Below are 22,886 nucleotides of genomic sequence, written 5' to 3'. Positions count from 1 at the left end.
CGGCTGCCGGGACCGTGCGGCTCAGCCGCGGGCGTCGTCCGCCGCGCGCTGGACCTGCTCGAGCCACGCGCGGCGCGCGTCGAGCGCGGCCTGCGCCTCCGCGATGCGGCGCTGGTCCCCAGCGGCCTGCGCCGCCGTCAGGTCGTTCTCGAGCGCGGCGATCGCCTGCTCGAGCTGCGCGGCGGCCCCCTCGGCGCGCGCGCGCGTCTCGGGGTTGCTGCGCCGCCACTGCGTGCTCTCGGCGTCGCGCACGGCGGACTCCACCGCGCGCAGGCGTCCCTCGACCCGCTGCAGGTCCGCGCGCGGCACCTTGCCCGCGGTCTCCCAGCGGTCCTGGATCGAGCGGAGCGCCGACTTCGCGGCCGTCAGGTCGCGCACGGGCAGGATCGCCTCCGCCTCGACCAGCAGCGCCTCCTTGACCTCGAGGTTCGCGCGGAACTCGGCGTCGACCGCCTGGTTCGCGGCGTCGCGCGCCGCGAAGAACGCGTCCTGCGCGCCACGGAACCGGGCCCACAGGGCGTCGTCGACCTGGCGGTTCGCGCGGCCGGACGCCTTCCAGCGCGTCATGAGGTCGCGGAACGCCGCCGACGTGGCGCCCCAGTCGGTGCTGCCGGAGAGCGCCTCGGCCTCGGCGACGAGCGCCTCCTTGGCGGCCTTGGCCTCGGCGTTGCGCGACTCGAGCTCGGCGAAGAAGTGGCGCCGCTCCCGGTCGAACGTGGTCCGCGCGTGGCTGAACCGCTTCCAGAGCGACTCCTCCGTGGGCCGGTCGATGCGCGGGCCCTGGCGCTGCGCGTCCTTCCACTGCTCGAGCAGTGCCCGCAGCTGCTCGCCCGCGGGCCGCCACTGGATCCGGCTCGGGTCGGTCGAGGCGATCTTCTCCGCCTCCTCGACGATCTGCGTGCGGGCCACCACGGCCGCCTCCCGCGCCGCCTGCCGCTCCGCCTCGGCCTGGACGCGACGCTCCGCGGCGCGCTCGCGCAGCGCGTCGAGGCGGGCGCGCAGCGCGTCGAGGTCGCCCACGGCCGCCGGCTCCGTCAGCTCCTGACCGAGCTTGGTGAGCGTCTGGTCGATCTCCTTGACCGCCAGGTCGGTGGCCGACAGCCGGGTCTCGAACAGCACGACCTTCGCCTGCAGGTCCAGGAACCGGCGGACGTACAGGGCCAGCGCCTCCTCCGGGGTGGCGCCGGGGAACTGCCCGACGACCCGCTCGCCGGCCGCCTCGCGGACGTAGACGGTGCCGTCCTCGTCGACGCGGCCGAACTCGGCCGCCCGCGCGGCCTCCGCCGGGTCGACCGGCGGGCCCACCGGTGCGACGGGTGCGGCCGCCGGTGCGCCCGCGGCGACCGGACGCGCCGAGGGACGCGCGACGTGGCGGAGCGAGGCGGGCGAGGGGCGCGGGGCCGTCGGGGTCGCGGGGGAGTCGTCGGACGCGCCCGGCTCCGTGCTCGCGCCGTCCGTCGGCTGGGTGGGCTCGGCTGCCTCGTCGGTGGCTCCGGCGACCTCGTCGGCGGACTCCGCTGCCTCGTCCGTGGGCTCGGCGGCCGCACCGGCGTCCGCCTGCTCAGCGGGCTCGGCCGCGTCGGCGGGCTCGGCCTCGTCGGCGGGCTCGGGTGCGTCGGCGGGCTCGGCCTCGTCGGCGGTGGGCGCCTCGGCGGGCTCGGGTGCGTTAGCGGGCTCGGCCACGTCGGCGGCAGCTGCGTCGGCGGTGGGCGCCTCGGCGGGCTCGGGCGCCTCGGCCGGCTCCGCCGCGTCGGCGGCAGGTGCGTCGGCGGGCTCGGGTGCGTCGGCGGGCTCGGCCGCGTCGGCGGCAGGTGCGTCGTCGGGCGTCGGGGGCGCCTCGTCGATCTCGGCGGCGAGCGAGCCGTGCGTGACGGCGTCGGGCGCGGCGTCCTCGACGGGCTCGTCCACCGGAGCGGCAGCGGCGTCCTCGACGACCGGTTCGTCCGTGACGAGGTCGGCGGTCGCCGGCTGCGCGGTGTCGTCGCCGTCGTCCTCGTGCGGCGTCGCGGTCTGCTCCTGCGGGGCGTCGGCGGCCACCTGCGCGCCCGTCGACGTCCCGTCGGCTGCCTCGTCCGTGGGGGCGGGACCCTGGTCGGCGTCGTCCGAGGACGGCGTCGTGTGCTGCTGTGTCACTGGATCTCCACTCCCTCGATGATGACGTCCTGGACGGGCCGCTCGGAGCCCGGCTGCGTCCCGGCGTCAGCGATGGCCTGCACGACGTCCAACCCGGACGTGATGCGGCCGAACACGGTGTAGCCACCCGCCGTGTCGGACGGGATGGTCGAGTCCTCGTAGACGAGGAAGAACTGGCTGCCCATCGACTGGGCGTCGTTGCCGACGCGCGCCATGGCGAGGGTGCCGGCGGGGTAGACGTCGTCGGCCGGCGCGTTCTCGACCGGGCCCCAGCTGTACCCCGGCCCGCCCGTGCCCGTCGCCGTCGGGTCGCCGCACTGGAGCACGAAGATGCCCGCGGGGACGAGACGGTGGCACAGGGTGCCGTCGAAGTAGCCCTCGGCGGCGAGCGTCACGAAGTTGGCGACGGCCTGTGGCGCGGCGGCGCCGTCGAGCTCCACCTCGACCGGACCGGCCGACGTCGTGATGGTCCCGGTCCAGGTGCGCCCCTCGGCCGTGGCCGCGTCCGGGACCACGCCGCCGTTGCCGGTGCGGGCGGGGTACGTGGGAGCGGGCGTCGGCGCCGTCGTGGCGGTCTCCGCGGTCTGCGGCGCCGCGTCGTCCTGGGTGAGCGTCAACGCGGCCACGACGCCGGTGCCGATCACGAGCGCTCCCACGAGGGACGCGGCGATCACCCGCTGACGCTTGCGGCGTGCGTCCGCGGCGGCCTGCCGGGCCTGCCACTTCTCGTACCGGCGCCGCTCGTACTCGCGCTTGGAGTTCACCGCCACCCCTCGTCGTCGTGCCGGCGGCCCCGTGGCCGCACCGCCGTCCGGACCCGCGCCGGACCCGGGACAGTCTAGGCAGGGCGCGGCGCGGCGCGGCGACCGCATACGCCGTGCGGCACGAGCGTCGCACGGACGGCGCACGGCGGCCCCCGCCCGGTCTAGCGTGCGAGGCATGGAGATCCTCACGGTGGTGGCACCGGTGTTCGGCGCGCGCTGCTCGGTCGTGGTCGGCGCGGACGGGTCGTGCGTCGTCGTCGACGCCGGTGCGGGCGTCGGGCCGCAGGTGCGCGCGCTCGTCGCGCAGCGCGGCCTGCGGCCCCGTGCGGTCCTGGCGACCCACGGCCACGCCGACCACACCTGGGACGCCCCGGGGCTGGCGGCGGCGTGGGACGTGCCGGTGGTGCTGCACGCCGCCGACGCGTACCGGCTCGACGACCCGTTCGGCACGCTGGGTGTCCTCGACCCGCGGCACGACCCGCGGGGCCCGTTGGCCCAGGCGCTGGCCGGTGCCGGCGTCGACGTGGCGGCGTGGCGCGCGCCGGAGCGCGTCGAGGTGTTCGGCTCGTCGTCCGGCCCGCGCTCCCCGGACGTGGAGCTGGTGTGGGACGACGTGCGCCTCGTGGCCCGCCACGCGCCCGGGCACACCGAGGGCTCGACGCTCTACCTCCTCGAGACCGACGGCGCGGCACCGACGGTGCTGTCCGGCGACGTGCTCTTCGCCGGCAGCATCGGGCGGACCGACCTGCCGGGCGGGGACGACGCGGCGATGGCGACGACGCTGCGCGACGTCGTGGCGACGCTGCCGCCCGACGCGGTCGTCCTTCCGGGCCACGGACCGGGCACGGACGTGCGTACCGAGCTCGCGACGAACCCGTACCTGGTCCGGCCCCGCTGACGCACGGCGCCAGGCGCGGCCGGTCGGCGGTCGCGGCAGTCGGCGGTCGCGGCAGGTGGACGTGGGGCGGGCCGCGGCCGCAGGTGGGCCGGCACGTCTGGGATCATCGGGGCCATGGCGCGACCCACACCCCTGTCCGGATTCCCCGAGTGGCTGCCCGACGGGCGGCTCGTCGAGCAGCACGTGCTGGACACGCTGCGGCGCACGTTCGAGCTGCACGGGTTCGCCGGGATCGAGACGCGGGCGGTCGAGCCGCTCGACCAGCTGCTGCGCAAGGGCGAGACCTCCAAGGAGGTCTACGTGCTGCGCCGGCTGCAGGAGGACGCCGACGCGGACGCCGACGCGCAGGACCCGGGCCGCCGGCTCGGCCTGCACTTCGACCTCACGGTGCCGTTCGCGCGGTACGTGCTGGAGAACGCCGGGCACCTCGCGTTCCCGTTCCGGCGCTACCAGATCCAGAAGGTGTGGCGCGGCGAGCGCCCGCAGGACGGCCGCTTCCGTGAGTTCGTGCAGGCGGACATCGACGTGGTCGGGGCGGGTGCGCTGCCGTACCACTACGAGGTCGAGCTGCCGCTCGTCATGGCCGACGCCCTGGCGGCGCTGCGACCGATCGGCATGCCGGCCGTGCGCATCCTCGTCAACAACCGGAAGGTCGCCGAGGGGTTCTACCGCGGCCTCGGGCTGACGGACGTCGACGCCGTCCTGCGCTCGATCGACAAGCTCGACAAGGTCGGGCCCGAGGTCGTGGCGGAGCTGCTGGCCGCCGAGGCGGGCGCGACCGGCGCCCAGGCCGAGGCGTGCCTCGCGCTGGCCGAGGTGCGCGGCGACGACGCGGGGGTCGTCGACCGCGTGCGCGCGCTCGCCGCCGAGCACGGCGCGACGACCGACCTGCTCGAGGAGGGGCTCGCCGAGCTCGGCGCGCTGGTGGCGGCGGCCGCCGAGCGCGCCCCGGGCGTCGTCGTCGCCGACCTGCGCATCGCGCGCGGCCTCGACTACTACACGGGGTCCGTGTACGAGACGGTGCTCGTCGGGCACGAGGAGCTCGGGTCGATCTGCTCGGGCGGGCGGTACGACACGCTGGCGTCGGACGGCGCCACGACGTACCCCGGGGTGGGCCTGTCGATCGGCGTCTCGCGGCTCGTGTCGCGCCTGCTCGGCGCGGGGCTCGTGCGTGCGACGCGGTCCGTCCCGTCGGCCGTGCTCGTCGCTGTGACCTCGGAGGACCGCCGCGGTCGGTCGGACGCCGTCGCGGCGGCCCTGCGCGCGCGCGGCGTGCCGGTCGAGGTCGCGCCGAGCGCGGCGAAGTTCGGCAAGCAGATCCGGCACGCCGACCGGCGGGGGATCCCGTACGTGTGGTTCGTCGGGGAGGACGGGGCCGAGGGGCAGTCGGCGGCGGACCAGGTCAAGGACATCCGGTCGGGGGAGCAGGTGCCCGCCGACGCCGGCACCTGGACGCCGCCCGCGGAGGACCTGTGGCCCCGCGTGGTGCCGTCGCGGCGGGCTGACGGACCCGTCGGCCCGAGCGCGGAGCGCCCCACGGCCCTAGCGTGACGAACATGACGCACGCCTCCTCCGCGCCCCCGTCGCCCGCGGACCGGGTGACGCTCGACGGGCACATCGCCGGCGTCGGCACGCAGGAGGGCACGCGCTTCGTCGTGGGGCGCTGGCTCAGCTCGCCGCTCGGCGCGTTCGCGGACGTCATGGTGGAGCGTGCGGACGGCACGCGCGTCCTGCTGGCGCCGAGCGACGACGTGGCCGCTCTGGTCACGCGGCTGTACACGTTCGACGCCGTGCACGTCGTGGACGTGCGCGTCGCGGCGGACCGCGCGGCGCGGACCTGGACGGTCGAGGCGGGTCCGCTGGACGCCCGGATCGAGATCGGCCCGCGGACGCCGATCGGGCACCTGCTCCACGGGCTGCCCCGCGCGGTGACGCGCGCCGGGGCGACCGCCGGCGTCGTGGCGGCCGTGGCCGGCGTCGTGCTGCCGGGCGTCCGTACCCGCGGGACCGGCGACGACGGCACGCCGGAGCGCTACGCGGCCCACGACCAGCACGCGGTGGTCGGCGTCGACGCGCGCTGGGGCGACCGGCTGCTCGGGGCGTTGCGCCCCGTGGAGCCGGCGGTCCGGTTCGGCTTCTCGTCGGTCCCGGCGCAGCCGGCAGTGACCGCCGTGCACGTGGTGATCGGCTGACGCGGCCCCGTTGACACCCGTTCGAACACGTGTTCGACTTCATGCATGCGATGGGACGGTCAGAAGGTCGGGGCGGCGTCGGACGGCGTGCTGCCCGGCATGGACCTGCGACTGCTCCCGGGTCTGGTCCGCAGCGTGCGGACCCCCGACTTCGCGGGCGTGACGTTCCACGAGGTGCTGTGCCGCAGCGCGCTCAACCGGGTGCCCGAGGCGTCGTCGGTCCCGTTCCGCTGGACCGTCAACCCGATGCGCGGCTGCCTGCACGCGTGCGCCTACTGCTTCGCCCGACCCACGCACGAGTACCTGGACCTGGGTGCGGGCCGCGACTTCGAGAACCAGATCGTGGTGAAGACGAACGTGGTCGAGGTGCTGCGGGCCGAGCTGGGCCGCGCGACGTGGCGGCGCGAGCACGTGGCGCTCGGCACCAACACCGACCCCTACCAGCGCGCGGAGGGCCGCTACCGGCTCATGCCGGGCATCCTCGAGGCGCTCGCGTCGACCGGCACCCCGCTGTCGGTGCTGACGAAGGGCACGCTGCTGCGCCGCGACCTGCCGCTGCTCGCGGACGTGGCCGCCGGCGGTGGGTCCGTCGCGGTCAGCATCTCGCTCGCCACGGTCGACGACGAGCTGCAGCGCGTCCTGGAGCCGGGCACGCCGACGCCCCGTGCGCGGCTCGAGCTGATCCGCGCCGTGCGGGACGCGGGGCTGACGTGCGGCGTGCTGGTCGCGCCCGTGCTGCCGTGGCTGACGGACTCCGAGGAGCACCTGGACGCGCTGCTCGGCGCCCTGGCCGAGGCCGGTGCGACGGGGGTCAGCGTCATGGCGCTGCACCTGCGTGGCGCCGTGAAGCCCCTCATGGAGGACTGGCTGCGCGCGCACCGCCCGGGCCTGCTGGCGCGCTACCGGCGGTTGTACGGCGGGAGCGCGTACACCTCCGACGAGTACCGGCACTGGCTCGACGCCCGGGTCGCGCCGCTGCTCACGCGGCACGGCTTCGCGGACCCGCGCGAGCACCGCGCGTGGCGGGCGGCGGGGACGCCGTGGCCGGCGGCGTCGGGCGGCCCGTCGTCCCCGGAGGGCGCTCCGGAGCCGGCACCGGCGGTGCCGACGCTGTTCTGAGGGCGGCGCCGGCGGTGCCGCACCGTCGCCGTGCACCGGTCCGCGCACCGTTCCGCGCCGGCGTCGTCGCCGGAAGGTGAGCGGGGCCCGGCGCACTAGGATCGTGCGGGCGTCCGTCGGGCGCTCCCGTACCCCTCGACCACGAAGGACCACGCTGTGCTCCGCACCCACACCGCCGGCTCGCTGCGAGCCGAGCACATCGGCACCACCGTCACCCTCACCGGGTGGGTGGACCGCCGCCGCGATCACGGTGGGGTGGCGTTCGTCGACCTGCGGGACGCGTCGGGCATCGCCCAGGTGGTCGTGCGCGACGAGGCGGTGGCGCACGGGCTGCGTGCCGAGTACGTGCTGCAGGTCACCGGTGAGGTCGGCCGGCGGCCCGCGGGCAACGAGAACACCAACCTCGCCACGGGCGAGGTCGAGGTCGTCGCGCACGAGGTCGTCGTGCTCAACGAGTCCGCGCCGCTGCCGTTCCCGGTCTCGACGTCGCTCGACGAGCCGGTCGGCGAGGAGGCGCGCCTGCGCCACCGCTACCTCGACCTGCGGCGGCCGGCCCCCTCGCACGCCCTCCGGCTGCGCGCCAAGGCCAACGCGGCCGCGCGGCGGGTGCTCGACGCGGACGGGTTCGTCGAGGTCGAGACGCCCACGCTGACGCGCTCCACGCCCGAGGGCGCCCGCGACTTCGTCGTGCCGGCGCGCCTGGCCCCCGGGAGCTGGTACGCGCTGCCGCAGTCGCCGCAGCTGTTCAAGCAGCTGCTCATGGTCGGCGGGCTCGAGAAGTACTACCAGATCGCCCGCTGCTACCGGGACGAGGACTTCCGCGCCGACCGGCAGCCGGAGTTCACGCAGCTCGACGTCGAGGCGAGCTTCGTCGACCAGGACGACGTCATCGCCCTCGGCGAGAAGGTGCTCGTCGCGCTCTGGGAGCTCATCGGCTACACCGTGCCGACGCCCGTGCCCCGCATGACGTACGCGGACGCGATGGAGCGCTACGGCACGGACAAGCCCGACCTGCGCTTCGGGCTCGAGCTGACCGACCTCACGTCCTACTTCGCCACCACGCCGTTCCGCGTCTTCCAGGCGCCGTACGTCGGCGCGGTCGTCCAGCCCGGTGGTGCCTCGACGCCGCGGCGCGGGTTCGACGCCTGGCAGGACTGGGCCAAGCAGCGCGGCGCCAAGGGTCTGGCGTACGTGACGGTCGGCGCGGACGGCGAGCTCGGCGGGCCGGTCGCCAAGAACCTCACCGAGGAGGAGCGCGCGGGTCTCGCTGCCGCCGTGGGGGCGCAGCCGGGCGACGCCGTGTTCTTCGCGGCCGGCAAGCCGTCCGAGGCGCGCGCGCTGCTCGGCGCGGCGCGGCTCGAGATCGGGCGCCGCGGCGGGCTCGTCGACGAGGACGCGTGGTCGTTCGTGTGGGTCGTCGACGCCCCGCTGTTCAAGCCGACGGGCGAGGACGACGACGTCGCGGTCGGCGGCGGCGCCTGGACCGCGGTCCACCACGCGTTCACGTCGCCGACGCCGGAGTGGATCGACCGCTTCGAGGAGGACCCGGGCCGGGCGCTGGCGTACGCGTACGACATCGTCTGCAACGGGAACGAGATCGGCGGCGGCTCGATCCGTATCCACCGGCGCGACGTGCAGGAGCGCGTCTTCGCCGTCATGGGGATCGGCCCGGACGAGGCGCAGGAGAAGTTCGGCTTCCTGCTCGACGCGTTCCAGTTCGGTGCGCCGCCGCACGGCGGGATCGCGTTCGGCTGGGACCGCATCACGGCGCTGCTCACGCGCTCGGAGTCGATCCGGGAGGTCATCGCGTTCCCGAAGTCGGGCGGCGGGTACGACCCGCTGACGGGTGCCCCGGCGCCCATCTCGCCCGAGCAGCGGCGTGAGACGGGCGTCGACACCAAGCCGAGGCCGGCCGCGGGCGACACGGCTGGGCCGGCCGCCGCCACGGCGTGATCGCGGCCACCGACGGGCTGGTCGACCGGCTGCCGGGCGCGTTCCGGAGCCGCCGCTGGCTGCTCGCGGACCGGGACCGCTGGTGCGACGCCCGCGTGCTCGGCGACGACCGCGACGTGCTGCTCGTGCGCAGCACGGACGCGGGCCTCGTCGCGATGTGCGCGGGCGACGGCGCCGGGGTTCCCCGGCTGCTCGCGGAGCTGGCCCGGGGGATCGACGCGCCCGACGGGGAGTCGCTCGCGTGGCTGACGGCGCCGCGCAGCGTGGACGTCGACCCCGGCACGCTCGCGGCGCTCGGCGTCGCGCCCTTCTCGACGTGGGACCGCATGTCGACCGACACGCCGCCCCCGCCGGTGGCGGGGGAGGACGCGGTCGTCCCGCTCGACGCCTCCGCGACCGACGAGGTCGTCGCCTGCCTCGCCGAGGCCAACCCCGGCACCCGGTCGCTGCCCGGGGCGCCGGATGACGCCGGCTGGTGGGGCGTGCGCGACGGTGGCCGGCTCGTGGGCGTCATCGGCGCGACGCGCCGGCTGGGGTCGCTCGACGGGCGGGGGTCGTGGCACCTGCACGCGCTCGGCGTCGTGCCGTCGGCGCGCGGCCGGGGCCTGGGCGCGGCGCTGGCCGCGACGGCCCTCCGCGCGGGCCTCGGCTCGGGGCTGGCGTGGGTCTCGCTCGGCATGTACGCCGACAACGACGTGGCCCGGCGGCTGTACCTGCGGCTGGGTCTGAGCGTCGACGAGGAGAACGCCTCGTACGCCCGCCCGGGCTTCGACGGCGGCTTCCGGCGCTGAGCCCGCAGGCGCGGTCGGCGCCTCCGCTCAGAGCAGACTCCGCTCGGTGCAGGCTCCGCTCAGTGCAGGATCGCGAACCGCTCGTACACCCGCCGCAGCGGCTTCGGCGCCCACCAGTTCGCGCGGTTCAGCACGGTCATCGTCGCGGGCACGAGCAGCATGCGGACGATGGTCGCGTCGATGAGCACGGCGACCGCCAGCGCAAAGCCCACCTGCTTGATGACGATGAGGTCGCCGGCCACGAAGCCGGCGAAGACCACGATGATGATCGCCGCCGCGGACGTGATGATCCGGCCCGAGCGCTGCAGCCCCAGCCGGACCGCCTCGTCGGTCGGCAGGCCGCTGTCGTGCAGCTCCTTCACGCGCGCGAGCAGGAACACCTCGTAGTCCATCGCGAGGCCGAACGCGAACGCCGCCACGAGGGCGAGCACGTAGGTCTCGATCCCCCCCGTCGACTGGAACCCGAGCAGCCCCTCGAGGTGGCCGTCCTGGAACGCCCACACCAGCACGCCGAGCGACGCGAGGATCGAGAGCGTGTTGGTCAGCAGCGCCTTGAGGGGGATGACCACGGAGCCGGTCATGAGGAACAGCAGCAGCAGCGTGGCGAGGGCGACGACGGTCAGCGCCAGCGGCGCCCGTTCGACGAGCGCGTCCGTGAAGTCGATCTGGCTCGCGGCCTGGCCGACGACCCACCGGTCGAAGGGCGCGTCGAGCCCGCGCACCTCGCGCACGACGTCGACCGCGACGTCGCCGCCGGGGTCGTCGGCGTCGGGCCGGATGCCGACGACCACGTACGAGCCCGCGGGTGCGGGCGGGTCGACCGAGGCCACCCCGTCGAGCGCCGCGACCTCCTGCGACCAGGCCGCGGCCTCGTCGAGGGTGGTGGCGGCGACGACCGTGACGGGCGGGGAGGCGGCGGCCGCGTAGTCCTCCTCGAGCGCGGCGACGTACTCGCGCTGGGCGGTGCCGGCGGGCAGGAGCTCGATGCCGCTGATGCGCAGCTCCATGCGCAGCACGGGCAGCGCGAGGAGGGTCAGCAGCGCGACGGAGCCGAGCATGACCCACCACGGATGGCGCTGGACGCGCGCGGCGAGCGACGAGAACGCACCCTCCGCACGGTCGACGTCGGACGCGCGCGCGAGCAGGCGGCGCACGCCGGGCACGCGCGCCAGCACGCCCGGGCGTGCGAGGCGGCGTCCCGACAGCGTGAGCAGCGCGGGCACGAGCGTGAGTGCCGTGGCGGCCGCGACCACCAGGACGAGCACGCCGGCCGCGGCGATGGCGCGCAGGATCTCGGGGCGGAACGCGAGCAGCCCGCTGATCGCGATCGCGACCGTCACCGCGGAGAAGGCGACCGTGCGCCCCGCCGTCGCCATCGTCGTCTCGACGGCCCGCACCACCGCGCCGTCGCCGCGCCGGCGCCGGCTCCCCGCGCCGCCGTCCGCGTCGACGAGGCGGTGCAGCTCCTCGCGGAACCGGGAGACGACGAGCAGCCCGTAGTCGATCGACAGGCCGAGCCCGAGCACCGTGACGACGTTCACGACCGCCGCGTCGACGTCCATGACGTAGGTGAGCGCCAGGACGGTGCCGAGGCCGCCGCCGATCGAGGCGAGCGCGCCGGCCATCGGCATCGCGGCGGCGAGGAACCCGCCGAACACGAGCACCATGACCGCCAGCGCGATGGGGAGCGCGACGACCTCGCCCGTGCGCAGGTCCTCCTCGACCTGGTGGGTGATCTCGTCGACAATGAGGTGCTCGGCGCCCACGACGCCCGTGGCGTCGGGGGCGACGGCGACCAGCTCGCCCGGGACCTCGCGCAGCCGCTCCTCGACCGCGTCCAGGGCGGCCGTCTCGGCGCTCTCCGTGAGGTCGGGCTCCAGCTCGACCACTACGAGGAGCCCCTCGCCGTCCTCCGCGAGCAGGGGCGCGGCGGCCGGGTTCTCCGGTCCGCCCGGCAGGACCAGGGGGTCGATCACCGTCGCGACGCCGTCCACCGCCGCGAGGTCCGCCCGGGCGGGGTCGAGCGCGGCGCTGAGGTCGGGCGCCGCGGGGTCGACGCCGTCGAGCACGAGCGTCACCGCGGGCCCGGACGTCCGCGCGTCGTTGAGGATCGTCTGCCCCTGCGAGCTCTCGGACCCGCTGACGCCGGGGTCACCCGTGCCGACCCGGTCGAAGAGTCCCTGGCCGTGCACGCCTAGCACGGCCAGGGCGTACCCCGCCACGGTCAGGACGAGCCACAGGACGACGGTGAGGCGGGGGTGGTGGGCGACGACCCGGCCCAGGCGAGCGAACACAGGTGCCATCGTCGCAGGTCGGCGGGCCGGCGGCACGTCCCCCGGGCGGACACCGCCACCGGGGACGGGTGCGTCGGCGGGCGCCCGTAGGCTCGTCGCATGGACCTGTTCGACGCGGCGACCTCCACCGCGCAGGGCGTGCCGGCCCCCGCCGCCGGCGCCCCGCTCGCGGTGCGCATGCGGCCGCGCTCGCTCACCGAGGTCGCCGGGCAGGCGCACCTGCTGGTGCCCGGCTCGCCCCTGCGCCGGCTCGTCGAGCCGGCGGACGACGCCACCCGCCGGGCCGCGCCGTCGTCGGTCGTGCTGTGGGGGCCGCCCGGTACGGGCAAGACGACGCTCGCGTACCTCGTGGCCGCGACGTCGGGCCGCCGGTTCGTCGAGCTCTCGGCCGTCACCGCGGGGGTGAAGGACGTGCGCGCCGTCGTCGACGACGCCCGCCGCCGGCTCGCGACCGCGGGCGCCGAGACCGTCCTGTTCATCGACGAGGTGCACCGCTTCACCAAGGCGCAGCAGGACGCGCTCCTGCCCAGCGTCGAGAACCGGTGGGTGACGCTCGTCGCCGCGACGACCGAGAACCCGTCGTTCTCGGTGAACTCGCCGCTGCTGTCCCGCTCGCTCCTGCTCACGCTGCAGCCGTTGACGACCGACGACGTCCGGGCGCTCGTGCTGCGCGCGGTCGAGGACGAGCGCGGGCTCGGCGGCACCGTGAGCCTCGCCGAGGACGCCCTGGACCACCTGCTGCGGCTCGCCGGTGGCGACGCGCGCAAGGCCCTGACGATCCTCGAGGCCGCCGCCGGCGCCGCCCTCGGCGACGCGCCCGACGCGACGGTGGAGACCCCGGCCGACATCGACCTCGCGACGGTGGAGCGCGCGATCGACGTCGCCGCCGTCCGCTACGACCGGGACGGCGACCAGCACTACGACGTCATCAGCGCGTTCATCAAGTCGATGCGCGGCTCCGACGTCGACGCCTCGCTGCACTACCTGGCGCGCATGGTCGCGGCGGGGGAGGACCCCCGCTTCATCGCGCGGCGCATCGTCATCGCCGCCGCCGAGGACGTCGGCATGGCGGACCCCAGCGCCCTGCAGACCGCGGTCGCGGCCGCGCAGGCCGTCGCGCTCATCGGCATGCCGGAGGCGCGGATCATCCTGGCGGAGGCGGTCGTGCACCTCGCGACCGCGCCCAAGTCCAACGCGGCCTACGTCGGCATCAACCGCGCGCTCGAGGACGTGCGCGCGGGACGCCTCGGCTCCGTGCCGACGCACCTGCGCGACGCGCACTACACCGGCGCGAAGGCCCTGGGGCACGGCAAGGGCTACCGGTACGCGCACGACGAGCCGCACGGCGTCGCCCCGCAGCAGTACCTGCCCGACGAGCTCGCGGGCACCCGCTACTACGAGCCGAGCGACCGCGGGTTCGAGCGCTCGGTGCAGGAGCGGCTGGCCCGCATCCGCGGCATCCTCGACCAGGCGTGACCCGACGCGCCTCCCCGGGGATCGCGGTGGCGGCTGCCGCGGCCCGACGTCCCGCGCCGTGTTGGGGTGGGGCCTGGTGAGCAGGTAAGGTGGGCAGGTCGTCCGCCGCGTGCGGACGGCCGCCTGGGGCCCTAGCCCGCGACGCACCGCCTGCCGCACCGCCTGCACCTGCAGCCCGTCTGCACCGCAGCCCGGTGGGGACGCGCGCCGCACCGTGGTCGGCCCCACGCCCGCCGGGAGTCCGTCCCGTCCGGAGCCCTGCTCCGGTGTGCGGGTGTGATCGTCAACGAGACACGACAGGAAGTACCGCTGTGAGCAGTGTGACCCGTTCGCGCCGCCAGGTCCGCCTGAGCCGCGCCCTCGGCCTGGCCCTGACGCCCAAGGCCGTCAAGCACTTCGAGAAGCGTCCCTACCCGCCCGGTGAGCACGGCCGCGCCCGTCGCCGCACCGAGTCGGACTACGCCGTCCGTCTGCGTGAGAAGCAGCGTCTGCGCGCCCAGTACGCGCTGCGCGAGAAGCAGCTCGCCAAGGCGTACGAGAACGCCCGCAAGGCCCCGGGCCTGACCGGTGAGGCCCTCGTCGAGGACCTCGAGACCCGTCTCGACGCCCTGGTGCTGCGTGCCGGCTTCGCCCGCACGATCCTCCAGGCCCGTCAGGTCGTCGTGCACCGTCACGTGCTCGTCGACGGCAAGATCGTCGACCGTCCGTCCTTCCGCGTGAAGGAGGGCCAGACGATCCAGATCAAGCCCAAGAGCCAGGCCACGACGCCGTTCCAGGTCGCCGCCGCCGGCGCGCACCGCGACGTCCTGCCGACGCTCCCGGGCTACCTCGACGTGCAGCTCGAGAAGCTGTCGGCCGTCCTCGTGCGTCGCCCCAAGCGCGCCGAGGTCCCGGTCACGTGCGAGGTCCAGCTGGTCGTCGAGTACTACGCCCGCTGACCCACCTGCAGTCCGGCCGGGCCACGGCCCGGTCGTGCACGAACGCCCCGCCGCGCGCCGCGCCGCGGGGCGTTCGTGCACGCGGCCACCGCCCGCCGCGCGGGTAGGGTGGCCCGGTCGCGCGGCCGTCGGCCGACGCGTCCCACCTGTGTCGAGAGGGGAACGGGCATGTCCGTCGGGGACATCGCTGGGCTCATCGCCGCCATCGCGTTCGTGCTGCTCGTGGGCGTGCTCGCCGTGCCGCTCGTGAAGCTGGGCCGGGTGCTGGACGAGGCGGGCGCATCCGTGCGCCGGCTGACCGACCACAGCCTGCCCGTGCTCGACGAGACCGCCCAGCTCGTGGCCTCGTCGTCGACGCAGCTCGACAAGGTCGACACCGTCACGACCGCCGCCGCCCAGGTGGGCGAGAACGTCTCCGCCCTGACCTCGCTGGTCACCGCGACGGTCGGGGGCCCGCTCGTGCGCGTCGCCGCCTTCTCCTACGGTGTGCGCCGCGCGCTCGCCGGGCTGCGCGGGGGCGGGCGGTGAAGCGCCTGTTCTGGGTGGGCGTCGGCGTCGCCCTGACCGCGGTCGTGGTGCGCAACGGCCGACGCGTCGTCGAGACGTGGGCGCCGGCCGGGACGGTCGACGCGGTCGAGGGCGCGACGCGCGTCTCCCGCGCGCTGCACGCCGCCCGCGACGACTTCCGCGCCGGCGTGGCGGCACGCGAGGCGGAGCTGCTCGAGGCGCTCGTCGGCGACGTCGACGTCGACGACCTGCGCGCCTCCGCCCCCCGGCGCAAGGACGAGCTCCGCGCGACGTTCGGCGGGGCCCCGCGCGCCGGTGGCCTCTCCGGCGACCTGCGCGAGCGCGGCTGGGACGACGCCCCCACGCAGGACCCCGACGACGACGAGCGCGCCCCCTTCTTCTGACCGGGCGCCACCGGCCCCGCGGCCCGACCGCGCCGCCGGCCCCGCACCACCGCGAGACCCGCCGCCGCACGGCGTCGGCCGACCACGACGAGGACGACATGCGCACCGCCGAGATCCGCCAGCGCTGGCTCGACTACTTCGCGAGCAAGGACCACGCCATCGCGCCGTCCGTGCCGCTCATCTCCCCGGACCCGTCGATCCTCTTCACGATCGCCGGCATGGTGCCGTTCATCCCCTACATCCTCGGCACGCAGGACGCGCCGTGGCCGCGGGTCGCGAGCGTGCAGAAGTGCATCCGCACGAACGACATCGAGAACGTGGGCCGCACGACGCGGCACGGCACGTTCTTCCAGATGATGGGCAACTTCTCGTTCGGCGACTACTTCAAGCAGGGCGCGATCGAGCTCGCGTGGGAGCTGCTGACGACGCCGCAGGACCAGGGCGGCTACGGCCTCGACGGCGACCGCCTCTGGGTGACGATCTGGAACGAGGACGCCGAGTCGGCGGACGCGCTCGTGCGCGTCGGGGTGGACCCGAAGCACATCGTGCGGCTCACGCGCGAGGAGATCTTCTGGGACACGGGCCAGCCCGGGCCCGCCGGTCCGTGCGCGGAGTGGCACTACGACCGCGGTCCCGAGTTCGGGCCCGAGGCGGTGGGCGGCACGGTCGACCCCGGTGGCGACCGCTACCTGGAGATCTGGAACCTCGTCTTCGACCAGTTCGTGCGCGGCGAGGGACGCGGCAAGAGCTACCCGCTGCTCGGCGAGCTCGAGCGCAAGGCGATCGACACCGGGGCCGGCCTCGAGCGCATCGCGTACCTGCTCCAGGGCAAGAACAACCTGTACGAGACGGACGAGGTCTTCCCCGTCATCGAGCGGGCCCAGGACCTGACGGGCCGGCGCTACGGCGCGGTCGAGCCGGACGACGTCCGGTTGCGCGTCGTGGGCGACCACGTGCGCTCGAGCCTGATGCTCGTCGCGGACGGCGTCACGCCGTCGAACGAGGGCCGCGGGTACGTGCTGCGCCGCCTGCTGCGCCGCACCGTCCGCTCGATGCGTCTGCTGGGGGTCGAGGAGCCGACCCTGCAGCACCTGCTCCCGGTGAGCCGGGACGCGATGGCCGTCTCCTACCCCCAGGTCGCCACGGACTTCGACCGCATCGCGCAGGTCGTCTACGGCGAGGAGGAGGCGTTCCTGCGCACCCTGTCGGCCGGGACGACGATCTTCGAGGGTGCGGTCGGCCGCGCCCGCACCGCGGCGGGCACCGGCCCGGCGGTGCTCACCGGCGAGCAGGCGTTCGCGCTGCACGACACGTACGGGTTCCCGATCGACCTGACGCTCGAGATGGCGTCCGAGCACGGCGTCTCGGTCGACGAGACCGCGTTCCGCTCGCTCATGCAGGCGCAGCGCGAGCGGGCGCGCGCCGACGCGCTGGCGAAGAAGACGGGCCACGCCGACACGTCCGCGTACCAGCAGCTGCACGCGGCGCTGTCCGGCGAGGCGGGCGCGCCCGTGCAGTTCGTCGGGTACACGGACACGACCGCGCGCGCGAAGGTCGTGGGCCTGCTCGTCGACGGCGTCCCCGCGCCGTCGGCCACGGCGCCCGCGCACGTCCAGGTGGTGCTCGACGTGACCCCGTTCTACGCCGAGTCGGGCGGACAGCTCGCCGACACCGGCACGATCGCGCTCGACGGCGGCGGCCTGCTCGAGGTGGACGACGTGCAGGCGCCCATCAAGGGCCTGTCGGTCCACCACGGCCGGCTCGTCGACGGCACGGTCACGCTCGGCGACGCCGGCACGGCCGCGATCGACACGGCGCGCCGCCGGGCGATCGCCCGCGCGCACACCGCGACGCACATGGTCCACAAGGCGCTGCGCGAGGAGCTCGGGGACACCGCCACGCAGGCGGGGTCGGAGAACGCGCCGAGCCGGCTGCGGTTCGACTTCCGCTCCGGCGCGAGCGTCCCGGGGTCGTCCCTGGCACAGATCGAGGGCCGCGTGAACGAGCGTCTGCAGGACGACCTCGAGGTCACCGACCGCACCATGGCGATCGACGAGGCGCGCGCGCTCGGCGCGATGGCCCTGTTCGGCGAGAAGTACGGCAACGAGGTCCGGGTCGTCTCGATCGGCGGTGACTGGTCGCGCGAGCTGTGCGCCGGCACGCACGTGCGCCGCTCGGGCGAGCTCGGTCTCGTGACCCTGCTCGGCGAGTCCTCGATCGGCTCGGGCGTGCGGCGCGTCGACGCGCTCGTCGGCGACCAGGCGTACGGCTACCAGGCGAAGGAGCGCGCGCTCGTCAGCCAGCTCTCGGGCCTGCTCGGCGCCCGCCCCGACGAGCTCTCCGACCGCGTCTCGTCCCTCATGACGCGGCTGAAGGAGTCGGAGAAGGCCCTCGCGGCACTGCGCCAGGGCCAGCTGCTCGCGGCCGCGGGCTCGCTGGCCGCGGCGCCGCAGCAGGTCGGCACGACGCTCGTCGTCACGCACGACGCCGGCGACGTCGCGGCGCCCGACGACCTGCGCACGCTCGCGCTCGACGTCCGCGGGCGTCTCGGCGAGGCGTCGCCGTCGGTCGTCGCGGTCGGCGGGACCAGCAAGGGCCGGCCCGTCGTCGTCGTGGCGACCAACGCGGCCGCGCGCGAGGGCGGCCTGAAGGCGGGTGCGCTGGTGCGCACGGCCACGGGCGTGCTCGGCGGCGGCGGTGGCGGCAAGGACGACGTGGCGCAGGGCGGTGGTGCGGACGCGAGCCGCCTGCCCGCCGCGCTGGACGCGGTCGTCGCCGCGGTCCGCGGCTGACGTGCCCGAGCTCGACGCGCCGTCCGGCCCGGATCCGTCCGGCCCGGGCGGCGGCAGCGACCCGGACGCCGTGACGCGCGGCGCCCGGCTGGCCGTCGACGTCGGGACCGTGCGCGTCGGCCTGGCCGCGAGCGACCCCGACGGCATGCTGGCGACGCCGGTGACGACGCTGCAGCGCGCCCCGGGGAAGGTCAAGCCGGGCTCGCCGGACGTCGTGGCGGTCGCCGCGCAGGTGCGCGAGCGCGACGTCCGCGTCGTGTACGTCGGGCTGCCGCTCCATCTCTCCGGGGCCGAGGGGTCGTCCACGGACCTCGCTCGCGCGTACGCTGTCGCACTGGCGCGCCAGGTCGCCCCCGTCGGGGTGCGGCTGGTCGACGAGCGGATGAGCACGGTGACCGCTCATCAGGCGCTCCAGGCATCCGGCCGATCCGGACGCCGCCACCGGCAGGTCGTCGACCAGGCGGCCGCGGTGGTCATCCTGCAGCACGCGCTCGACGCCGAGAGGGCGACGGGGCGGCGTCCCGGTGAACGGGTCGACGTCGACCCGCGCAGCTCGCGCCGAGCCGTGGAGGGGCCTGCGGGCGACGGCACGACGACTGTGGAGTGACGCGCAGGTGAGCAACCAGACGGAGTGGTGGGCCCCGGTGAAGTCCGACGAGAGCGTGGCCGAGCTGTTCGGCGGTGAGCGCGTCGGCGGCACGGGCGAGCCCGGTGGGCGCGAACCCCGGCGACGGTCCCGGTCGTCCGGGCGCAAGCGCGAGGAGCGCCTGCGCAAGCAGCGCCGCCGTCGCTCCGTCGCCGTGCTGATCGTCGCGCTGGTCATGGTGGTGGGCGCCGCTTACGTCGTGTTCTCGGTGCTCGGCGGGGCCGCCCTCTTCGGTGCCCGTGGCGGGTCCCAGGAGGCGCAGGTCGAGGACTTCCCCGGTCCCGGCCGGCCCGGGGCGAGCCCCGTCGTCGTCAACGCCGGCGACACCGGCGCGGCCATGGCCGCGACCCTGGCCGGCGCGGGTGTCGTGGCCACCGAGGACGCGTTCCTCGACGCCTACACGGCGAACGTGGACGCGGCCTCCATCCAGCCGGGCACCTACCAGCTGCTCCTGGAGATGAAGGCGTCCGACGCCGTGCTGGCGCTGCTCGACGCCAAGAACCGCGTCTCGACCAAGGTCACGATCCCCGAGGGGTACACGGCCACCCAGATCTACGAGCGGATCAAGGAGGTCACGCTGATCCCGGTCGACCAGCTGCAGGCCGCCGCGGCCGACCCGGCGGCGATCGGCCTGCCGGCCGAGGCCGGCGGCAACGTCGAGGGCTGGCTGTTCCCGTCGACGTACCAGGTGGAGCCCGGCACCGACGCCGCCGGCGTGCTGCGCCAGATGGTCGCCAAGACCGTCGAGGTGCTCAGCGCGAAGGGCGTCGCGCAGGACCAGTGGGAGACGGTGCTGAACAAGGCCTCGCTCGTCGAGCGCGAGGCGCGGTACGACCCGGACCGCCCGAAGATGGCGCGCGCCATCGAGAACCGCCTCGAGCGCGACATGATCCTGCAGATCGACGCCGCCGTCGCGTACGGCCTCGGCATCAACGGCACCGAGCTGACGACCGAGATGACGCGCGACGCGTCCAACCCGTACAACACGTACCGGCACGTGGGCCTGCCCCCGACGCCGATCGCGTCGCCCGGGGAGAAGTCGATCGACGCGGTGCTGAACCCCGAGGCGGGCGACTGGATCTTCTGGACGGCCATCAACCTGGAGACGGGGGAGACCCGCTTCGCAGCCACCAGCGACGAGCACGACGCGAACGTCGAGCTCCTGCGCGAGTGGCAGGCGGCGAACGGGGGGTGACCGGCACGGTCGCCCACGTGCGCCGCTGCGCGGTCCTCGGGCACCCCGTCGGGCACTCGCTGTCCCCGGTCCTGCACGGCGCCGCGTACGCGGCGCTCGGGCTGGACGGCTGGCGCTACGAGGTGCACGACGTCACCGAGGAGACGCTGCCCGCGTTCCTGGCAGACCTGGACGCCTCGTGGGCCGGACTGAGCCTGACCATGCCGCTCAAGCACGCGGTGCTCGGCCTGCTCGACCACGTCGAGCCGCTCGCCCAGGTGGTCGGTGCCGTCAACACGGTGCTGCCGCAGGGGGAGGGGCCGCGCCGCGTCCTGACCGGGGCGAACACCGACGTGCACGGCATCGTCGCGGCGCTCGGCGAGGCCGGCGTGACCGGGGGCGTGCGCCGCGCGGCGGTGCTCGGGGCCGGCGCCACGGCGGCGTCCACGCTCGCCGCCCTCGCGCAGCTCGGGTGCACGACGCCCACGGTGCACCTGCGCTCGGCCGGCCGCGCCGGCGCCCTCCTGCGCGCCGCGCACCGGATGGGCGTCGAGCCGGTCCTGCGCCCGCTCGACGCGGCGTCCCCCGAGGTCGCCGCGGCGGACGTCGTCGTCTCGACGCTCCCCGCCCACGCGCCCGACGCCCTCGCCGCGGCCCTGGCGGCGCCCGTGCGCGGGGTGCTCCTCGACGTCGTCTACGACCCGCGGCCGACGGCGCTGGCGCAGGCGTGGGAGCGGGCCGGCGGGCGGACCGTCGGCGGTGAGCGGATGCTCCTGCACCAGGCGGCCGAGCAGGTGCGGCTCATGACCGGGCGCGTGGCGCCCGTCGCGGCGATGGACGCCGCGCTGCAGGCGGTGCTGGCGCCGGTCGCCGGCTGACCCTCCCCCCGGGGAAAGGGCCGCGCCCGCAGACGCTCCGACCGGGTGACGAGACCTGCCGGGGACGCGTCGGCCCCGACCGGACGCGTCCGGAGGCTCAAGGACACCCCGCCGGTCTGCCGATGACCCCGTGGGTGCCGCGCCGGCGCCCGCGGTGAGGCGGAGGGACGCACGTGAAGCAGCTCGGGGAAGTCCTGCTCGACGAAGGCCTCGTGACGGAGGCGCAGCTGCTCGCGGCGATCGACCAGCAGAGCTCGCTCGGCGGGTCCCTGGGACGCACCCTCGTGGAGCTCGGGATGCTCAGCGAGTCGCAGCTCGTGCGGGCGCTGGCGGCGCAGGTCGGCATGGAGTTCGTCGACCTGGACGAGTACGCCGTGGACCGCTCGGCGATCGGGCTCGTGCCGGCGGCGCTGTGCCGGCGGTACTCGGTGCTGCCGGTCGGCATGCGCGACGGTGCGATCGTGCTGGCGACCGCGGACCCCGGCAACGTCGTCGCGGTCGACGACGTCCGCACGGTGTCCCGCATGCCCGTGATCCCCGTGGTCGCCACGTACGACAACGTGCTGCGCGCGATCGACCGGTTCTGCCGCGCGGACGACGAGATGGAGGGCCTGTCCTCGGCGTTCGAGGACGCGGCCCCCGCGCCCGAGATGGACCTGTCGCGGCTCGGCGGGCTCGTCGACGACGACGCCCCGATCGTCCGCTTCGTCAACCTCCTGGTCACGCAGGCGATCACCGACCGGGCGTCGGACATCCACATCGAGCCGAACGAGCACGACCTGCGCGTGCGCTACCGCATCGACGGCGTCCTGCACGAGACGCAGCGCTCCCCGAAGAACATCATCGGCGCGGTGATCAGCCGCGTGAAGATCATGAGCGACATCGACATCGCCGAGAAGCGCAAGCCGCAGGACGGGCGCATGTCGGTCGTCCACCAGGGGCGCAAGATCGACCTGCGCGTGGCGACGCTCCCGACGGTGTGGGGCGAGAAGATCGTCATGCGCATCCTCGACAACTCGACCGCGAGCCTGGACCTGCGCGACCTGTCGTTCCTCGAGCACAACTACACGCGGTACAGGGAGTCGTACACCAAGCCGTACGGGATGATCCTCGTCACCGGCCCGACCGGCTCGGGCAAGTCGACCACCCTGTACGCGACGCTCAACGCGGTGTCGAAGCCGGAGATCAACGTCATCACGGTCGAGGACCCGGTGGAGTACCGGCTCCCGGGCATCAACCAGGTCCAGGTCAACCCCAAGGCCGGCCTGACCTTCGCTGCCGCCCTGCGCTCGATCCTGCGCTCGGACCCCGACGTGGTGCTGCTCGGTGAGATCCGCGACCACGAGACGGCACAGATCGCGATCGAGGCCGCGCTCACGGGTCACCTCGTGCTGTCCACGCTGCACACCAACGACGCGCCGTCCGCCGTGACGCGGCTGACGGAGATGGGCATCGAGCCGTTCCTCGTCGGCTCGGCGCTCGACTGCGTGGTCGCGCAGCGGCTCGCGCGCCGCCTGTGCAGCAAGTGCAAGGAGCCCTACACGCCCACGCCGCAGGAGCTGGAGGCCGCCCAGTTCCCGTGGGTGCCGGGGGAGCCCTTGCCCGAGCTGGTGCGCCCCCGGGGCTGCACCGCGTGCTCACGCACCGGCTACAAGGGACGCCTGGCGCTGCACGAGGTGATGAACGTGACGGAGGACATCGAGCGGCACGCCGTGGGGCACTCGTCGTCCGCCGACATCGCCGCGACCGCCGTGAAGCAGGGCATGCGGACGCTGCGCGAGGACGGCTGGTACAAGGTGGCCAGCGGCGACACGTCGATCGAGGAGATCCTCCGCGTCGTCGCGTGAGGCGCCGCGCCTCAAGTCCGGTCGGGCGTCCGCCGATGTCAGGAACGCGGGCCCAGCGGGGGCCGCGCGTGCCGGGACGA

18 protein-coding genes are annotated in these 22,886 nt (G+C 75.3%); 15 read left to right on the top strand and 3 right to left on the bottom strand.

Features of this window, described 5'->3' with window-relative positions; all coding sequences use genetic code 11:
- Positions 1-21: 21 nt before the first annotated feature.
- Together E5225_RS08895 and E5225_RS08890 are read right to left on the bottom strand one after the other, a co-directional pair.
- On the bottom strand, positions 22-2,133 hold the full coding sequence (locus E5225_RS08895) for a DUF349 domain-containing protein (protein WP_243738101.1): 2,112 nt from the start codon (positions 2,131-2,133) through the stop codon (positions 22-24).
- On the bottom strand, positions 2,130-2,903 hold the full coding sequence (locus E5225_RS08890; RefSeq protein WP_243738100.1) for a peptidylprolyl isomerase: 774 nt from the start codon (positions 2,901-2,903) through the stop codon (positions 2,130-2,132). Before E5225_RS08890 ends, E5225_RS08895 begins: the two co-directional genes overlap by 4 nt.
- A 169-nt stretch (positions 2,904-3,072) precedes the next feature.
- Between E5225_RS08890 and E5225_RS08885 the strand changes: the two genes are divergently transcribed.
- The 6 genes from E5225_RS08885 (at position 3,073) to E5225_RS08860 (ending at position 9,850) form a co-directional block, all read left to right on the top strand.
- On the top strand, positions 3,073-3,795 hold the full coding sequence (locus tag E5225_RS08885; RefSeq protein WP_135972347.1) for an MBL fold metallo-hydrolase: 723 nt from the start codon (positions 3,073-3,075) through the stop codon (positions 3,793-3,795).
- A 114-nt stretch (positions 3,796-3,909) separates the two neighbouring features.
- Positions 3,910-5,346 (top strand): histidine--tRNA ligase, encoded by a 1,437-nt coding sequence (gene hisS, locus E5225_RS08880; protein ID WP_135972346.1) that lies wholly within the window; start codon positions 3,910-3,912, stop codon positions 5,344-5,346.
- 5 nt (positions 5,347-5,351) lie between these two features.
- Positions 5,352-5,987 (top strand): hypothetical protein, encoded by a 636-nt coding sequence (locus E5225_RS08875; protein ID WP_135972345.1) that lies wholly within the window; start codon positions 5,352-5,354, stop codon positions 5,985-5,987.
- 45 nt (positions 5,988-6,032) lie between these two features.
- Entirely contained in the window at positions 6,033-7,106 is a 1,074-nt protein-coding gene (locus E5225_RS08870; protein ID WP_135972344.1) for an Rv2578c family radical SAM protein, read from the top strand.
- Between the two features lie 156 nt (positions 7,107-7,262).
- The gene (aspS, locus tag E5225_RS08865; protein WP_135972343.1) at positions 7,263-9,059 is read left to right on the top strand and encodes an aspartate--tRNA ligase; all 1,797 of its coding nucleotides are present in this window, start codon (positions 7,263-7,265) and stop codon (positions 9,057-9,059) included.
- Positions 9,056-9,850, top strand: a complete 795-nt coding sequence (locus E5225_RS08860; protein ID WP_135972342.1) for a GNAT family N-acetyltransferase — start codon at positions 9,056-9,058, stop codon at positions 9,848-9,850. The genes aspS and E5225_RS08860 overlap by 4 nt, the downstream gene beginning before the upstream one ends.
- 59 nt (positions 9,851-9,909) lie before the next feature.
- Here E5225_RS08860 and E5225_RS08855 read toward each other — a convergent pair whose 3' ends face one another.
- Positions 9,910-12,153 carry an MMPL family transporter gene (locus E5225_RS08855; RefSeq protein ID WP_135972341.1) on the bottom strand — a complete coding sequence of 748 codons (2,244 nt, stop codon included), beginning with the start codon at positions 12,151-12,153 and terminating at the stop codon, positions 9,910-9,912.
- 90 nt (positions 12,154-12,243) lie between these two features.
- Between E5225_RS08855 and E5225_RS08850 the strand changes: the two genes are divergently transcribed.
- The 9 genes from E5225_RS08850 (at position 12,244) to E5225_RS08810 (ending at position 22,806) form a co-directional block, all read left to right on the top strand.
- Positions 12,244-13,620, top strand: a complete 1,377-nt coding sequence (locus E5225_RS08850) for a replication-associated recombination protein A (protein WP_135972340.1) — start codon at positions 12,244-12,246, stop codon at positions 13,618-13,620.
- 311 nt (positions 13,621-13,931) lie between these two features.
- The gene (rpsD, locus tag E5225_RS08845) at positions 13,932-14,558 is read left to right on the top strand and encodes a 30S ribosomal protein S4 (RefSeq protein WP_135972339.1); all 627 of its coding nucleotides are present in this window, start codon (positions 13,932-13,934) and stop codon (positions 14,556-14,558) included.
- 168 nt (positions 14,559-14,726) lie between these two features.
- The gene (locus tag E5225_RS08840) at positions 14,727-15,086 is read left to right on the top strand and encodes a DUF948 domain-containing protein (RefSeq protein ID WP_135972338.1); all 360 of its coding nucleotides are present in this window, start codon (positions 14,727-14,729) and stop codon (positions 15,084-15,086) included.
- On the top strand, positions 15,083-15,469 hold the full coding sequence (locus tag E5225_RS08835; protein ID WP_135972337.1) for a hypothetical protein: 387 nt from the start codon (positions 15,083-15,085) through the stop codon (positions 15,467-15,469). The genes E5225_RS08840 and E5225_RS08835 overlap by 4 nt, the downstream gene beginning before the upstream one ends.
- Positions 15,470-15,567: 98 nt before the next feature.
- A complete protein-coding gene (gene alaS / locus E5225_RS08830) occupies positions 15,568-18,261 on the top strand; it encodes an alanine--tRNA ligase (protein WP_135972336.1) in 2,694 nt (897 codons plus the stop codon).
- 1 nt (position 18,262) lies between these two features.
- On the top strand, positions 18,263-18,868 hold the full coding sequence (ruvX, locus tag E5225_RS08825) for a Holliday junction resolvase RuvX (protein ID WP_135972335.1): 606 nt from the start codon (positions 18,263-18,265) through the stop codon (positions 18,866-18,868).
- 7 nt (positions 18,869-18,875) lie between these two features.
- Positions 18,876-20,102 (top strand): endolytic transglycosylase MltG, encoded by a 1,227-nt coding sequence (gene mltG, locus E5225_RS08820; protein ID WP_135972334.1) that lies wholly within the window; start codon positions 18,876-18,878, stop codon positions 20,100-20,102.
- On the top strand, positions 20,099-20,959 hold the full coding sequence (locus tag E5225_RS08815; RefSeq protein WP_135972333.1) for a shikimate dehydrogenase: 861 nt from the start codon (positions 20,099-20,101) through the stop codon (positions 20,957-20,959). The genes mltG and E5225_RS08815 overlap by 4 nt, the downstream gene beginning before the upstream one ends.
- Before the next feature lie 173 nt (positions 20,960-21,132).
- Positions 21,133-22,806, top strand: coding sequence for a GspE/PulE family protein (locus tag E5225_RS08810; protein WP_135972332.1), 1,674 nt, complete (start codon positions 21,133-21,135; stop codon positions 22,804-22,806).
- Positions 22,807-22,886 lie beyond the last annotated feature (80 nt).

It is taken from the genome of Cellulomonas shaoxiangyii (assembly GCF_004798685.1).
Lineage (GTDB): Bacteria > Actinomycetota > Actinomycetes > Actinomycetales > Cellulomonadaceae > Cellulomonas > Cellulomonas shaoxiangyii.
Note: the sequence above shows the minus strand (reverse complement) of the source record. Positions and strands in the feature narration are given on the sequence as shown.

Bases quoted from the DNA above. Each gene is read 5' to 3' on its own strand.
- E5225_RS08885 (WP_135972347.1), top strand. From the start codon at position 3,073: ATGGAGATCCTCACGGTGGTGGCACCGGTGTTCGGCGCGCGCTGCTCG.
- hisS (WP_135972346.1), top strand. From the start codon at position 3,910: ATGGCGCGACCCACACCCCTGTCCGGATTCCCCGAGTGGCTGCCCGAC.
- E5225_RS08875 (WP_135972345.1), top strand. From the start codon at position 5,352: ATGACGCACGCCTCCTCCGCGCCCCCGTCGCCCGCGGACCGGGTGACG.
- E5225_RS08870 (WP_135972344.1), top strand. From the start codon at position 6,033: ATGCGATGGGACGGTCAGAAGGTCGGGGCGGCGTCGGACGGCGTGCTG.
- E5225_RS08855 (WP_135972341.1), bottom strand. From the start codon at position 12,153: ATGGCACCTGTGTTCGCTCGCCTGGGCCGGGTCGTCGCCCACCACCCC.
- E5225_RS08850 (WP_135972340.1), top strand. From the start codon at position 12,244: ATGGACCTGTTCGACGCGGCGACCTCCACCGCGCAGGGCGTGCCGGCC.
- E5225_RS08840 (WP_135972338.1), top strand. From the start codon at position 14,727: ATGTCCGTCGGGGACATCGCTGGGCTCATCGCCGCCATCGCGTTCGTG.
- alaS (WP_135972336.1), top strand. From the start codon at position 15,568: ATGCGCACCGCCGAGATCCGCCAGCGCTGGCTCGACTACTTCGCGAGC.